Source organism: Streptomyces sp. NBC_00009 (assembly GCF_045040855.1).
Classification (GTDB): domain Bacteria; phylum Actinomycetota; class Actinomycetes; order Streptomycetales; family Streptomycetaceae; genus Streptomyces; species Streptomyces aureus.
The window spans coordinates 2,695,309-2,709,150 of record NZ_CP108312.1 but is presented as its reverse complement, the minus strand read 5'-3'; the positions used below and the strand labels follow the sequence as shown (position 1 = coordinate 2,709,150).

The 13,842-nt window shown below is 72.4% G+C and carries 10 protein-coding genes; 8 read left to right on the top strand and 2 right to left on the bottom strand.

Annotation, left to right across the window (positions count from 1 at the left end; genetic code table 11):
• Positions 1–2 precede the first annotated feature (2 nt).
• The 8 genes from OHA58_RS11940 (at position 3) to moeZ (ending at position 10,434) form a co-directional block, all read left to right on the top strand.
• Entirely contained in the window at positions 3–1,001 is a 999-nt protein-coding gene (locus OHA58_RS11940; RefSeq protein WP_405478675.1) for an ABC transporter permease, read from the top strand.
• Entirely contained in the window at positions 998–1,987 is a 990-nt protein-coding gene (locus tag OHA58_RS11935; RefSeq protein ID WP_355693667.1) for an ABC transporter permease, read from the top strand. The genes OHA58_RS11940 and OHA58_RS11935 overlap by 4 nt, the downstream gene beginning before the upstream one ends.
• The gene (locus OHA58_RS11930) at positions 1,984–3,561 is read left to right on the top strand and encodes a dipeptide ABC transporter ATP-binding protein (protein WP_405478674.1); all 1,578 of its coding nucleotides are present in this window, start codon (positions 1,984–1,986) and stop codon (positions 3,559–3,561) included. Before OHA58_RS11935 ends, OHA58_RS11930 begins: the two co-directional genes overlap by 4 nt.
• Before the next feature lie 188 nt (positions 3,562–3,749).
• Complete coding sequence (locus OHA58_RS11925; protein ID WP_405478673.1) at positions 3,750–5,657, top strand: DUF3492 domain-containing protein; 1,908 nt, start codon at positions 3,750–3,752, stop codon at positions 5,655–5,657.
• A gap of 323 nt (positions 5,658–5,980) precedes the next feature.
• On the top strand, positions 5,981–7,282 hold the full coding sequence (locus OHA58_RS11920) for a hypothetical protein (protein WP_405478672.1): 1,302 nt from the start codon (positions 5,981–5,983) through the stop codon (positions 7,280–7,282).
• Positions 7,283–7,495: 213 nt separating this feature from the next.
• Positions 7,496–8,455 (top strand): NAD-dependent epimerase/dehydratase family protein, encoded by a 960-nt coding sequence (locus tag OHA58_RS11915; RefSeq protein ID WP_405478671.1) that lies wholly within the window; start codon positions 7,496–7,498, stop codon positions 8,453–8,455.
• Entirely contained in the window at positions 8,443–9,192 is a 750-nt protein-coding gene (locus OHA58_RS11910) for a spherulation-specific family 4 protein (protein WP_405478670.1), read from the top strand. Before OHA58_RS11915 ends, OHA58_RS11910 begins: the two co-directional genes overlap by 13 nt.
• 63 nt (positions 9,193–9,255) lie before the next feature.
• On the top strand, positions 9,256–10,434 hold the full coding sequence (gene moeZ, locus OHA58_RS11905; RefSeq protein ID WP_116513428.1) for an adenylyltransferase/sulfurtransferase MoeZ: 1,179 nt from the start codon (positions 9,256–9,258) through the stop codon (positions 10,432–10,434).
• A 119-nt stretch (positions 10,435–10,553) separates the two neighbouring features.
• On the opposite strand, the gene OHA58_RS11900 is transcribed toward moeZ, so the two are convergent.
• Together OHA58_RS11900 and OHA58_RS11895 are read right to left on the bottom strand one after the other, a co-directional pair.
• On the bottom strand, positions 10,554–12,155 hold the full coding sequence (locus tag OHA58_RS11900) for an alpha/beta hydrolase (protein WP_405478669.1): 1,602 nt from the start codon (positions 12,153–12,155) through the stop codon (positions 10,554–10,556).
• A 140-nt stretch (positions 12,156–12,295) separates the two neighbouring features.
• Positions 12,296–13,840: an alpha/beta hydrolase gene (locus tag OHA58_RS11895; protein ID WP_405478668.1), complete on the bottom strand. Its 1,545-nt coding sequence runs from the start codon at positions 13,838–13,840 to the stop codon at positions 12,296–12,298.
• Between the last annotated feature and the right edge of the window lie 2 nt (positions 13,841–13,842).

Here is a 13,842-nt window from a genome sequence, read left to right as displayed (position 1 = left end):
CGATGACCGAGGCACTTGTGGCCTCGGAGACCGCAGGGGCGGGCGCCATCACGGCGTCCGCCCCCGTCTCCGGAGCCCGTCAGTTCTGGCGGCGCCTGCGCACGCAGCGCGCCGCCCTCGTCGCGGCAGCCGTCGTCGCCCTGCTCGTCCTGATCGCCCTCGGGGCCCCGCTCCTCGCGCTGATCGAGGGCCAGGACCCGAACACGTACCACCCCCACCTCATCGACTCCGCGCGCGGCGGCGTGCCCGTCGGCGCCTTCGGCGGAGCCGGCGGCGAGCACTGGCTCGGCGTCGAACCGCAGACCGGACGCGACCTGTTCACCCGCCTCGTCTACGGGGCCCGGGTCTCCCTCGGTGTCGCACTCGCCGCCACCGTCGTGCAGGTGTTCATCGGCGTCACCGTCGGCATCGCGGCCGGGCTCGGCAACCGCTGGGTCGACCAGATCCTCAGCCGCGCCACCGACGTCATCGTCGCGCTGCCCCTGATGATCCTCGCGCTCGCCCTGATGGCGATCGTCCCGAGCGGCTTTCCCCGGCCCGTCCTCGTCGCCCTCGTGATCGGGCTCGTGGCCTGGGGCGGCACCGCCAAGATCGTGCGCGCCCAGACCATCACCCTCAAGGAGCGCGACTTCGTGGCCGCGGCCCGGCTCAGCGGCTGGCCCACCTGGCAGATCGCCCGCCGCGAACTCCTCCCGTCGCTCGCCGCGCCCGTCATCACGTACGCGTCCCTGCTCGTCCCGACGAACGTCACCGTCGAGGCGGCCCTCTCGTTCCTCGGCGTCGGCGTCAAACCGCCCACACCCTCCTGGGGACAGATGCTCACCGCCGCCGACGTCTGGTACCAGGCCGCGCCGCAGTACCTACTGCTACCCGCAGGCGCGCTCTTCGTGACCGTGCTCGCGCTCACCGTCCTCGGCGACGGCGTGCGCACCGCGCTCGACCCGCGCGCCGCGTCCCGCCTGCGCATCGGCACGGGCCGCAAGCGGGAGGCCGGCGCATGACCGGCTTCCTGCTGCGCAGGGCGATCGGCGCCGCCGTCACCCTGCTCGCCATCTCCGTGATCATCTACGTCGTCTTCTACGCGGCCCCCGGCAACGTCGCCCAGATCAGCTGCGGCCCCCGCTGCTCGCCCGCCCAAGTGCAGCAGGTCGCCGACCAGTTGAGGCTCGACGACCCGCTGTACCTGCGCTACTGGCACTTCCTCCAGGGCATCTTCGTAGGACAGGACTTCTCCACCGGCACCGCCGTCCAGCACTGCGACGCCCCCTGCCTCGGCTTCTCGTACCAGACCGACCAGCAGGTCACACAGCTGATCCTCACCAAGCTGCCCGCCACCGCCTCGCTCGCGCTCGGCGCCATGGTGCTGTGGCTGATCCTCGGCGTCGGCACCGGCGTCCTGTCCGCATGGCGGCGCGGCCGTCCCACCGAGCGGATCCTCACCGGCATCACCCTCGCCGGCACGGCCACGCCCGTCTTCGTCATCGGCCTGCTGCTGATGATCGTCGTCTGCGGACAGCTCCAGTGGCTGCCCTTCCCGCAGTACGTGCCCTTCACCGACGACCCCGAACAGTGGGCCTGGAACCTGCTCCTGCCCTGGCTGTCGCTCGCCCTCATCGAGGCCGCCAAATACGCGCGCCTCACCCGCGCCTCCATGCTGGAGACCCTCGCCGAGGACCACGTGCGCACCTTCCGCGCCTACGGGGTCGGCGAACGCTCCATCATCGGACGGCACGCCCTGCGCGGCGCCGTCGCCCCTGTCATCGCCCTGAACGCCAACGACTTCGGCTCCATGTTCGGCGGCGCCGTGCTCAGCGAGACCCTGTTCGGCATCCCCGGACTCGGCCGCGAACTCGTGCACGCCGTCAACGTCGTCGACCTGCCGGTCGTCGTCGGCATGGTCCTCGTCACCGGCTTCTTCGTCGTACTCGCCAATGCCGTCGCGGACGTCCTGTACGCGGTGGCCGACCGACGGGTGGTCCTGTCATGAGCCTCGTCGAAGTGGACGCGCTCACCGTCGAGTTCGGGGACCTGCGGGCCGTCGACACGCTCTCCTTCCGCCTGGAGGAGGGCGCGGCGCTCGGCGTCGTCGGCGAGTCCGGATCCGGCAAGAGCACGGTCGCCTCCGCGCTCCTCGGCCTCCACCGGGGGACCGGCGCGCGCGTCACCGGGTCCGTGCGCGTCGCCGGCACCGACGTACAGGAAGCCGACGACGACGCGCTGCGGCGGCTGCGGGGCGGGACGGCCGCCATGGTCTTCCAGGACCCGCTGTCCTCCCTCGACCCGTACTACGCCGTCGGCGACCAGATCGCCGAGGTGTACCGCGTGCACTCCAAGGCGTCCCGGCGCGCCGCACGCGCGCGTGCCGTGGAAGTGCTCGACCGGGTCGGCATCCCCGACGCCGCCCGCCGCGCGCGCTCACGCCCCCACGAGTTCAGCGGCGGCATGCGCCAGCGCGCCCTGATCGCCATGGCCCTGGCCTGCGAACCCGCCCTCCTCGTCGCCGACGAACCGACCACCGCCCTCGACGTCACCGTCCAGGCGCAGATCCTCGACCTGCTGCACGGACTGCGCCAGGAGACCGGCATGGGCCTCATCCTCGTCACCCACGATGTGGGCGTCGCCGCCGAGAGCGTCGACGACGTCCTCGTCATGCGCCACGGCCGCGCCGTCGAACGCGGAACCGTCGCCGACGTGCTCGGCTCGCCCTCTGCCGCGTACACGAAGGAACTGCTCGGCGCGGTGCCGCGCGTGGACGCGCCACGCCCGGTGCGGAGTGGCGCGGCCGGTGACATCCTGCTCGAAGCGGTCGACCTGCGACGGGAGTTCGGGCGCGGCAAGCGCGCTCTCGCCGCCGTCGACGGGGTCTCCCTGACCGTGCGCCGGGGCGAGACCCTCGGAATCGTGGGCGAGAGCGGCAGCGGCAAGACCACGCTCGGGCGGATGCTCGTCGGACTCCTCGCACCGACGTCCGGGCAGGTGCTCCTTTCAGGGGCGCGAGCCGACACGGGCGTGCAGATGGTGTTCCAGGACCCCGTCTCCTCCCTCAACCCCCGCCGCAGCGTGGGGGAGTCCGTCGCCGACCCGCTGCGGGCACGCGGCGACAAGGAGGTGCGCGGCCGGGTCGAGGAGCTCCTGGAACGCGTCGGGCTCGACCCGGCGCACTACGGGCGCTATCCGCACGAGTTCAGCGGCGGCCAGCGCCAGCGCGTCGGGATCGCCCGCGCGCTCGCCGCCGAACCGCGCATCATCGTGTGCGACGAAGCCGTCTCCGCCCTCGACGTCACGACCCAGGCCCAGGTCACCGGCCTGCTGCGGGAACTCCAGGACGAGCTGGGCCTCGCCCTCGTCTTCATCGCCCACGACCTCGCCGTCGTCCGCCAGGTCAGCGACCGGGTCGCCGTCATGCGCAAGGGACGCGTCGTCGAGTACGGCACCGTGGACGAGGTCTACGGAGCGCCGCAGGACCCGTACACCCGGCAGCTGCTCGCCGCCGTACCGGCGCTCGATCCGGCCGTCGCCGCGCGACGACGCACCGCTCGCAGGGAGCTGGCCGCAGCATGACACTCCGTGACCGAATGAGCGTGTAGCGCGACAGAACGCTACCCGCACGGGAAAGTTACGGCCGTTCACCCCTTTTGGTGGCGTGATGGACAACCGTCCATCACGCCACCGGCATGTCCGCATACGTTCGTCCCGCTGAGCCGCCGGACCAACGGCGGCTCCCCAGACGGGAGATCGGGGGTGTACTCGTGCGCATCGGACTGCTTACGGAGGGTGGCTATCCGTATGTGAGCGGTGAGGCCAGACTCTGGTGCGACCGGCTCGTGCGCGGGCTCGAGCAGCACGAGTTCGACCTCTACGCGCTCAGCCGCAGCCAGGACCAGGAGGACCGCGGCTGGATCGAACTGCCGCCGCAGGTCAGCCGGGTGCGCACCGCGCCGATGTGGACCGCCGACGACGACGGCACCGGCTACGGACGCCGCAGCAGGCGACGCTTCGCCGACGCGTACGCGGAGCTGGCCGCGGCCGTCTGCACCGGGCCTTCCCCCGACACCGCCGGCCTTGCTGGTGCGCCCGCCGACTCCGCCGGCGCCGAGGCGGACCGTTTCGGCAATGCGCTGTACGCGCTCGCCGAACTCGCCCGCGACGAAGGCGGACTCGTCGGCGCCCTGCGCTCCGAAACCGCCGTGCGCACGCTGGAGCGCGCCTGCCGCGCACCGGGCGCCCTGCGCGCGGCCCGCGCCGCCCGCGTCCCCGACCTCCTCGCCGTCGCCGGACAGATCGAACGCGCCCTGCGCCCGCTCTCCCTCGACTGGTACGGCGACGACGGCCTCGGCTCGGTCGACCTGTGCCACGCCACCTCCGGCGGCCCCGCCGCCCTCCCCGGACTCGTCGCCCACCACTTCTCCGGCGTCCCCCTCCTCGTCACCGAGTACGGCGTACAGCTGCGGGCCCACTACATCGCGGCCGGCGACGCCGAACTCAGCGCCCCCGTACGGGCGATGCTCGCCGCATTCCACGGCCGCCTCGCCGCCGAGACCTACCGGCAGGCCGCGATCATCACCCCCGGCAACACGCACGCCCGGCGCTGGCAGGAGCGGTGCGGCGCCGACCGCGCCAAACTGCGCACCGTCCACCCCGGCATGGAGGCCTCCCGCTTCGCCGAGATCGGCGAGCGCGAGGAGCCGGGGGAGCCCGGCACCCTCGTCTGGGTCGGCCGCATCGAACCCTCCAAGGACCTGATCTCCCTCCTCCACGCCTTCGCGGAGATCCGCAAGGAGGAGCCCAAGGCCCGCCTGCGCCTCGTCGGAGCGCCCGCCGAGGGGCCCGACGCCGCCGCCTACCTCGCCCACTGCAAGGCCCTCGCCGCCCAGCTCTTCCCCGACGAGGCGGAGGGCGCCCACGCGATGGGCGACAACCCGGTCTCCTTCGAGGAGATCGGCGGGCCCGAGACGCCCGACCTCGCGGACGCGTACGCCGCCGGGAGCGTCGTCGTCCTGTCGAGCATCGTCGAGGGGTTCCCCATCAGCCTCGTCGAGGCGATGTTCTGCGGACGAGCGACGGTCTCGACCGACGCGGGCGCCGTCGTCGAGGTCATCGGCGGCACCGGCCTGGTGGTCCCGCCGCGCAATCCGCGGGCGCTCGCCGAGGCGTGTGTGTCGCTGCTGCGCGACCCGGGGCGCCGCGAACGGCTCGGCGCCGCCGCGCGGGCACGAGCGCTCGAACTCTTCACCGTCGAGCAGAACATCACGGCATTTCACGGCATTTACCTGGAGATCGTTTCCCACTGCCCCGTGCGCCGTGAACCCGTGGACGACGCGGGCGAACCCCTGCCCTTCGCCAACCCTCCGGAGGCCCATGTACCGGGCCGCTGGACCGCACCGACGAGCGAGTCGGGCGGGGGCTTCGGCACGTGGCTGGCGGGGCGCTCCGCTTCTGGGGGCGCGCCTAGTTGGGCGGGGGCGGAGGGGGAGGCGGCCGTTGGTTCGGGTGGGGGTGTCGGCTCGGGCGGTGGCGTTGGTTCGGGTGGGGGTGTCGGCTCGGGCGGTGGCGTTGGTTCGGGCGGTGCCGTTGGTTCGGGCTGTGGCGGGGAGCGGCCGGCCGGTGAGCAAGGCCAGTTGGCCGGGGTCTTTCCTGGTGGGGAGGGGGACGCGTGAGCGGGCAGGGGCTGGGCGAGGCGGTCGTGGGCGCGGGCTTGGATACGCCGCAGGTGCCGGGTGGCGCGGATGCGTGGGGTGCGGGGTCGCAGGAGGTGTTGGGGGAGCCGGGGCCGAGTGTTGGGCCGGGGCCGGCCCGGGGGCCGGGGGCGGGGTCGGATGTCGGGTCGGAGTTGGGTGCTGAGCCGGTGGTGGGCTCGGGTGCTGAGTCGGTTACGGGGTCGGGTGCTGAGCCCGAATCGGAGCGGCGTGTGGAGCCCGAGCCGGAGGTTGGACCGGAAACGGAGCGGCGTGCGGAGGCTGGACCGGAATCGGAGCGGCGTGTGGAGCCCGAGCCGGAGGCTGGACCGGGGTTCCTGGCCCGCGGGCTCGACCCCGCCGCGGCCGAAGAAGCGCTGTTGAACGAACCCGTGGCCTGGCGCGCCACCGCCGCAGCCGCATCAACGGGCAGCCCGCTCCCCTACACGCCACCCCCTCCGCCGGCCTCCCCTCCCAGCAGCCTCGCCAACCCCGGCAGCCCCGCCAAGGCCGACGAGGCCACCGGCGGCAGCCGCCGCCGTACCGGCGTGGACCCCGTGAAAGCGCTGATGCACCGGCACCGCGAGCTGTGCGAGCGCGCCGTCGACGCCCTGGAGATCGCCGCCGGTCTGGAGGCCCACGGCGTGACCGACCGGACCGCCGCCCGCTTCCGGCACCGCGACGTCTTCTCGCTCGCCGAAGAGATGTACGCGCGCGTTCCCCGCGACAGCGACATCGCACCGGAAACCCAGCACGCCGTATCCGACACGCCACGCGGCCGGCGCCCCGTCTGGGCCGTCCTCGCGCTGCTCCCCGGCACGCTGGGCGCCCTCACCCTCGTAGGACTCAACTTCACCGGCGGACGACTGCGGCTCGCGGTCGGGGCCGCCGGAGTGCTCGCCGTCTCCGCCGCACTGCGCGCGGCCCTGCGCCGGGGCCCGCTGCGCGCCACCGCCCACACCGTGCCCGCCACCCGCGCCTGGACCTGCTGGCTCCTCGCCTACGCGCTCCTCGGCGACGGACTCCTGAGCGCCGCCGTAGCGGGCGGCCCCGACGAGGCCTGGGCACCCGCCACCGCCCCCCTCCTCGCCCTCGCCTTCGCCGTCGCGCCCGGCGCCTGGTGCGCCCAGCTCTTCGGCGCCGTGGCCCGGCGCAGGCTCGCCTCCAGCCGGGGCCTCGAAGAGTTCGCCGCCTCCGTCCGCCCCCTCCTCCTCGCCGTCTTCGCGCTCTTCCTGTGTGCGCTGTGGACCCTCATCGGGGTGGCCGCCGCCGTACTCGGCCAGGACGCCGCATACGCCGGTGCCGGAACGCTCGGCGCGCTCCTGCTGCTCGCACGCCTGCTCACGGCGCACGGCCGCACTCACGCCCCCGCCGTCGCCCTCGGCGCAGCCGCCGCGGCCGAGGCACTCGCGGTCTGCACCGTGTTCGCCGGCCGCCTCCCCGGCTGCGGCTTCCTCGCCGTCCCCGTAGAGACGGCCGTCGACACCTGGGGGCCCGGCACCGTACCCGGCCTGGCCTGCGGCGCCGCCGCCCTCACCCTCCTCGTCCACGCGGCCCGCACTCTCACCAGGGCCTCCGCCCACGCGCCCACGGACACCACTCCGTGACCGCGCCCGACGCCGTACGACCACACGAAGCGGCCGGCTGGCCGCTCCCCTCCCGCGGGGCCGACACCGCGGGCCTTCCGAAGACCCACGGCAACACCCCTAAGGAGAACGCGAGATGACCATCCCTCCCCCCGGAGGACCTGGACCATCCAGACACCCCGGGCGTCCAGGACTTCCCGGCGAGCTCGGAGAGCTCATCCAGGGAGCCGCCCGATGAGGGTGCTGCTGATCGGAGCCAATGGATATCTCGGCCGCTTCGTCGCCGACCGCCTCCTCGCCGACCCCGCCGTGCAGCTCACCGCACTCGGCAGGGGAGACGACGCGGACGTACGGTTCGACCTCGCCACCGGAAGCCCGGGCGCACTGACCCGCTTCCTCGACGCGGTCCACCCCGGAGTCGTCATCAACTGCGCGGGAGCCACCCGCGGCGGCGCCCGCGACCTCACCCGCCACAACACCGTCGCCGTCGCCACCATCTGCGAGGCACTGCGGCGCAGCGGCTGCGGCGCCCGCCTCGTCCAGATCGGCTGCGGCGCCGAGTACGGGCCCTCGCAGCCCGGCTCCTCCACCGCCGAGGACGCCGTGCCGAGGCCCGGCGGACCGTACGGCGTGAGCAAGCTCGCCGCGACGGAACTCGTCCTCGGCTCCGGCCTCGACGCCGTCGTCCTGCGGGTGTTCTCCCCGGCCGGACCCGGCACCCCCGCCGGCTCGCCCCTCGGCCGGCTCGCCGAGGCCATGCGCCGCGCCATGCAGTCGGGTGACGGCGAACTCAAGCTCGGCGGACTCGGCGCGCAGCGCGACTTCATCGACGTACGCGACGTGGCCCGTGCCGTCCACGCCGCCTCGCTCTCCGCCGCGCAGGGCGTCATCAACATCGGCTCGGGCCGTGCCGTCCGGCTGCGGGACGCGGCGTCCGTACTCGCCCGCGTCGCCGGCTTCGGCGGCGCGCTCCACGAGCTCGACTCACCCGGCGGCCCCGTCCGCCCGACGCTCGGCCACCCCCGCTCCGACCCCGACCACATGGCACCCGCCGCGTACCCGTACCCGGACGGCTGCGGCAGCTGGCAGCAGGCCGACGTGCGCACCGCACGCGACCGGCTCGGCTGGCGCCCCCGCATCAACCTCGAGGAATCACTCGCCGACATCTGGATGGAAGCGGCATGCCGTATCTGACCCCCACCGCCCCAGGGACCGCGAGCACCGACATACGGCTCGGCTTCGGCATCCCCGGCTACGCACACCCCCTCATGGCGCCCGTCGAATGGGCCGAACTCACCCGCCCCGGCGCCCCCTTGCACTGGGTCGTCCTGAACGTGGCGGACGGACCCGGGACCCGCCCCGACCCGCACTGCCTCGAAGCCGCGGGCAGGCTGCGCAACCGGGACGTACGGGTCCTCGGCCACCTCGACCTCACCTACGGCGCCCGCTCGTTCGGCGAGGTTGTCTCCGACGCCCACCGCTATCTCGACTGGTACCGCGTCGACGGGTTCTCCCTCGGCCGCTGCCCGACCGAGCGGGCGGCCCTCCCCGAGGTCCGCCGCATCGTCACCACGCTGCGCGCCCTGTGTGAGGACGCCCACATCGTCCTCGGGCACGGCACGCACCCGTACCCGGGATACGCCGAGACCGCCGACCAGTTGGTGACCTTCTCCGGGCCGTGGAGCGACTACCGCTGGTCCCAGGTTGCCGAGTGGACCGCCGACTACCCGCCCAAGCGCTTCTGCCACTTCGTGCACGGCGTACCCCGCGGGCACCTCGACGAGGCGCTGCGCATCGCCCGCTGGCAGGGCGCGGGGACGATCTACTTCACCGACCGCACGGACCGCGGCGGCGCCGCCGATCCCTGGGAGGCCATGCCCGGGTACTGGGACGACATCGTCTCGCGGGTCGGAACGGGTGTCTCGGAATGAAGAGGGGCGTGGCAGTGTTGACGCAAGAACCACTGTTCCGAAATGACGATCAACGGAGCCCCCGTGTCGCTGCCACCCCTGGTAGAGCCAGCTGCTGAGCTCACCGTAGACGAGGTCCGCAGGTACTCCCGCCACCTGATCATCCCCGATGTCGGGATGGACGGGCAGAAGCGGCTGAAGAACGCCAAGGTGCTCGCCGTGGGCGCGGGCGGCCTCGGTTCGCCGGCGCTCATGTACCTGGCCGCGGCCGGTGTGGGCACGCTCGGCATCGTCGAGTTCGACGAGGTCGACGAGTCGAACCTCCAGCGCCAGATCATCCACAGCCAGGCCGACATCGGCCGCTCCAAGGCCGAGTCCGCCAAGGACTCCGTCCTCGGGATCAACCCGTACGTGAACGTGATCCTCCACGAAGAGCGGCTCGAGGCCGAGAACGTGATGGACATCTTCAGCCAGTACGACCTGATCGTCGACGGCACGGACAACTTCGCGACCCGCTACCTGGTCAACGACGCGTGCGTGCTGCTCAACAAGCCGTACGTGTGGGGCTCGATCTACCGCTTCGACGGCCAGGCCTCGGTCTTCTGGTCCGAGCACGGCCCGTGCTACCGCTGCCTCTACCCAGAGCCCCCGCCCCCCGGCATGGTCCCCTCCTGCGCCGAGGGCGGCGTCCTGGGCGTGCTGTGCGCGTCCATCGGCTCCATCCAGGTCACCGAGGCGATCAAGGTCCTCGCGGGTGTCGGCGAGCCGCTCGTCGGCCGCCTGATGATCTACGACGCCCTGGAGATGCAGTACCGCCAGGTCAAGGTCCGCAAGGACCCCGACTGCGCGGTCTGCGGACCGAACGCGACCGTCACCGAGCTCATCGACTACGAGGCCTTCTGCGGCGTCGTGTCCGAGGAGGCCCAGGAGGCGGCGGCCGGCTCGACGATCACTCCCAAGCAGCTCAAGGAGTGGATCGACGACGGCGAGAACATCGAGATCATCGACGTCCGCGAGCCGAACGAGTACGAGATCGTCTCGATTCCCGGCGCCCGGCTGATCCCGAAGAACGAGTTCCTCATGGGCACCGCCCTGGAGAGCCTCCCGCAGGACAAGAAGATCGTCTTGCATTGCAAGACGGGTGTCCGCAGTGCGGAAGTCCTCGCCGTCCTGAAGTCCGCGGGCTTCTCGGACGCCGTGCACGTCGGCGGCGGCGTGATCGGCTGGGTCAACCAGATCGAGCCCGAGAAGCCGGTCTACTAGACCGCCCGCCGGCCCGCGCGGTCGGTCAGGGGGCAGCTTTTCCGAACGGGTCCCGGCACCTCGCGTGCGGGGCCCGTTCGTCATAGAGGGCCGCATAGAGCGCCGCATAGGCGTCCGCGTCAGGAACAGACCTTCCCGTCGCGCGGTATTCGGCCCTCCAGGAGATAGCCGTTCACCGTCGAGTCGACGCAGCTCGACCCGCTGCCGTACGCGCCGTGCCCCTCGCCCTTCCAGGTGAGCTCGACGCCGACGCCCTTGCCGAGCTCGTCCGCCATCCTGCGGGCGCCCTCGTACGGCGTCGCCGGGTCGCCCGTGTTCCCCACGACGAGGATCGGGGCGGCGCCCGGCGCGCTCACCTCGGGTGTCGCGTACTGGCCCGGCACCGGCCAGTCGTGGCACCAGCCCGCCGTGTCCCAGGCCATGAACTCCCCGAAGACGGGCGAGATCTCGCGGAACGAGGCGAGCCGCTTCTGCGCCTCCCGCGGCGTCGGCCGTGCCTTGTCGTCGAGGCAGGAGATCGCCCGCTGCGAGTGGCTCTGCGAGCTGTAATGCCCGGCGGGACTCCGCTCGTTGTACGCGTCGGCCAGGGCGAGCAGCGCCGTCCCGTCCCCCTTCTCCGCCGCCTCCAGGCCATGCGTCAGTGCGGGCCAACTGCTCTGGCTGTACAGGGTGACGGTGATGCCGATCGTCGCGAGCGACTGGTTGAGCTCGCGGCCGCCCGAGGTCCGCAGCGGCTTCGCGTTGATCCGCTTCAGCAGCGCGGCGATCTTCCGGGACCCCTGATCCGGGTCCTGGCCGGTGGACTTGAGGTAGTTGTCGAGGGCCCGCTGGAAGCCCCTCGTCTGGTTCTCGGCGTGGCCCACGGTGTCCGCGGCCGGGTCGACCACGGCGTCCAGGACGAGCCTTCCCACCTTGCCGGGGAACAAGTGCGCGTACACACCGCCCAGTTGGGTCCCGTACGAGACGCCCATGTAGCGCAGCTTGTCGTCGCCGAGCGCCTGGCGCGCCAGGTCCATGTCGCGGGCTGTCTCGTCCGTCGACACGTGCCCGAGCAGCTTGCCGGCCTGCCGGGCGCAGCCCGCGCCGAAGTCGGCGGCGTCCTTGAAGTACGCCCGCTCCTCGGCGGGGGTGTCCGGCGTGAGGTCGACGGACTCGGCGGCCTGGATCGCCTTGTCGTCGCGGCAGCGCACTCCCTCACTCGCGCCGACGCCGCGCGGGTCGAAGCTCACCAGGTCGTAGCGCTCGCGCAGCTTCGCGTAGTCCGGTGCGAAGGCGGGCAGCATCGAGACCCCGGAGCCGCCCGGGCCGCCGAAGTTGAACAGGAGCGAGCCGGAACGTCCGCTCCCGCCCGTTGACCTGGCGCGGATGAGGGCGACGCCGATGGTCTCCCCGTCCGGCTTCGCGTAGTCGAGGGGCGCCTTCAGCGTCGCGCACTGCCAGTCGGAGCCGGGTGCGGGGCCGTCGTCGGTGGCCTTGCAGCGGCCCCAGTCGAGCCGCTGAGACGTGAGCGCGGCGGGCAGCGCGGGCAGCGTGCCGGCGCGGCCGGCCTTGTCCGAGCCTGGCGGTGACGACGGCGAGGGCGGCGACGAGCGCGGTGGCTGCGTGCGCCCCTTCCCCTCGCCGTGCCCGGCCTTGTCTCCCGGCCCGCCGCAGCCCGCGGCGGCACCGGCCACCAGCAGCCCCGCGGCCAGCAGCGCGAACGAACGAACATGACGCGACACAGGCACCCCCCTGGCGATCCCCCTCGCCTGCCTCCGATCCGAAGACAGCCAGACCATCCTAGGCAGCGCCACTGACAATCACCTGCGCCAGCGCGTCATCGACAACCGGGCGCGCGAGCCGAACGCACGTACCCCAGCCGCTACTTGCAGACCGAGCCCGCCGTCGGCATCGTCCCGTTCAGCAGATAGCCGTCCACAGCGCCTCGCACACACTTGTTCCCGCTGTCGTACGCGCCGTGGCCCTGGCCCTCGTATGTGAGTTCCACCCCGACACCCTTGCCGAGCGCGTCGACCATCTTCCTCGCACCTTCGTACGGGGTGGCCGGGTCGCCCGTGTTGCCCACGACGAGGATCGGCGCCGAGCCGGGCGCGCTCACGTCGGGGTGGTCCGCGGCGCCGGGGACCGCCCAGTCCGTGCAGCTGAGCATGCCCCATGCGAGGTAGTCGCCGAACAGGGGAGAGGCGGCGCGGAACTCGGGGAGCTTCGACTTGACGTATGCCGGCGTGTAGCGGGGCTTGTCGTCGGCGCAGTTGACGGAGATGTTGGCCGCTTGGATGTTGCTGTACGTGCCGTCCTCGTTACGGCCGTTCATGGAGTCCGAAAGCAGCATGAGGATCCTGCCGTCGCCCTCGTAGGCCTGGGCGAGGCCCTCGGTGAGGTACTCCCAGAAATCCTTGGAGTACAGCGACTGCGCGATGCCGCTCGTCGCGGCGGTCTGCGTCAGGTCGCGCGGGAAGACCCCGGGGATCGGCTTGGAGTCCAGGTCCTTGAGCAGCTTCGCGATCTTGGCCTTGACCTGCTCGGGGGTGTCGCCGACCGGGCAGTCCTCGACCTTGGAGGTGCAGTCCTTCGCGTAGTTGTCGAGGGCGAGCTGGAAGCCCTTGGCCTGGCCGAGCGAGCCCTCCTCAGAGTTCTGGGTGGGGTCGACGACACCGTCGAAGACGGCGCGGCCCACGTTCTTGGGGAACAAGTGGGCGTACACGCCACCCAGTTCGGTGCCGTACGAAATCCCGAAGTAGTGCAGCTCGTTGTCGCCGAGCACCTGCCACATCAGGTCCATGTCGCGCGCCGCATCCGTCGTCGCAACGTGCGGGATGACCTTCCCGGAGTTCTTCTCGCAGGCGTCGTTGAACTGGGTGATGTTGCCTACGAGCTCCTTCGTCTCGGCGGAGTTGTCGGGCATCGAGTCCTGCTGGAAGTACTTGTCGAGCTGCTTGTCGTTCTCGCACTCCACGCCGTCGCTGCGGCCGACGCCGCGCGGGTCGAAACTCACCAGGTCGTAGCGGGTGCGCAGCTTCGCGTACTCGTTCCCGAACGCGGGCAGCGTGGTGACTCCGGAGCCGCCCGGTCCGCCGAAGTTGAAGATGAGCGATCCGATGCGCTTGTCCTCGGCGCCGGAGGACTTGGCGCGGATGAGCGCGAGGCCGATCGTGTCGCCCTTGGGCTTGTCCCAGTCGAGGGGCACCTTCATGGTGGCGCACTGCCAGGTGGCGCCGCCGGGCAGTGGGGACGGCGCGGGGCCGCCGCCCTCCGACTCCGAGGGCGGGGGGCAGTCCTTCCAGCTGAGGGTCTGGGACGTCAGGTCCACGTCCTTGGAGTCGCTGCCGCAGGCCGCGAGGGCGGAGGTCATGAGGAGGGCGGCGGCGGCCAGGGCAGCGGCACGCGGCCGGGACGGATTGGGCATGA

Coding starts and splice junctions, on each gene's coding strand:
- OHA58_RS11940 (WP_405478675.1), top strand. CDS start 3: ATGACCGAGGCACTTGTGGCCTCGGAGACCGCAGGGGCGGGCGCCATC.
- OHA58_RS11935 (WP_355693667.1), top strand. CDS start 998: ATGACCGGCTTCCTGCTGCGCAGGGCGATCGGCGCCGCCGTCACCCTG.
- OHA58_RS11930 (WP_405478674.1), top strand. CDS start 1,984: ATGAGCCTCGTCGAAGTGGACGCGCTCACCGTCGAGTTCGGGGACCTG.
- OHA58_RS11915 (WP_405478671.1), top strand. CDS start 7,496: ATGAGGGTGCTGCTGATCGGAGCCAATGGATATCTCGGCCGCTTCGTC.
- OHA58_RS11910 (WP_405478670.1), top strand. CDS start 8,443: ATGCCGTATCTGACCCCCACCGCCCCAGGGACCGCGAGCACCGACATA.
- OHA58_RS11895 (WP_405478668.1), bottom strand. CDS start 13,840: ATGCCCAATCCGTCCCGGCCGCGTGCCGCTGCCCTGGCCGCCGCCGCC.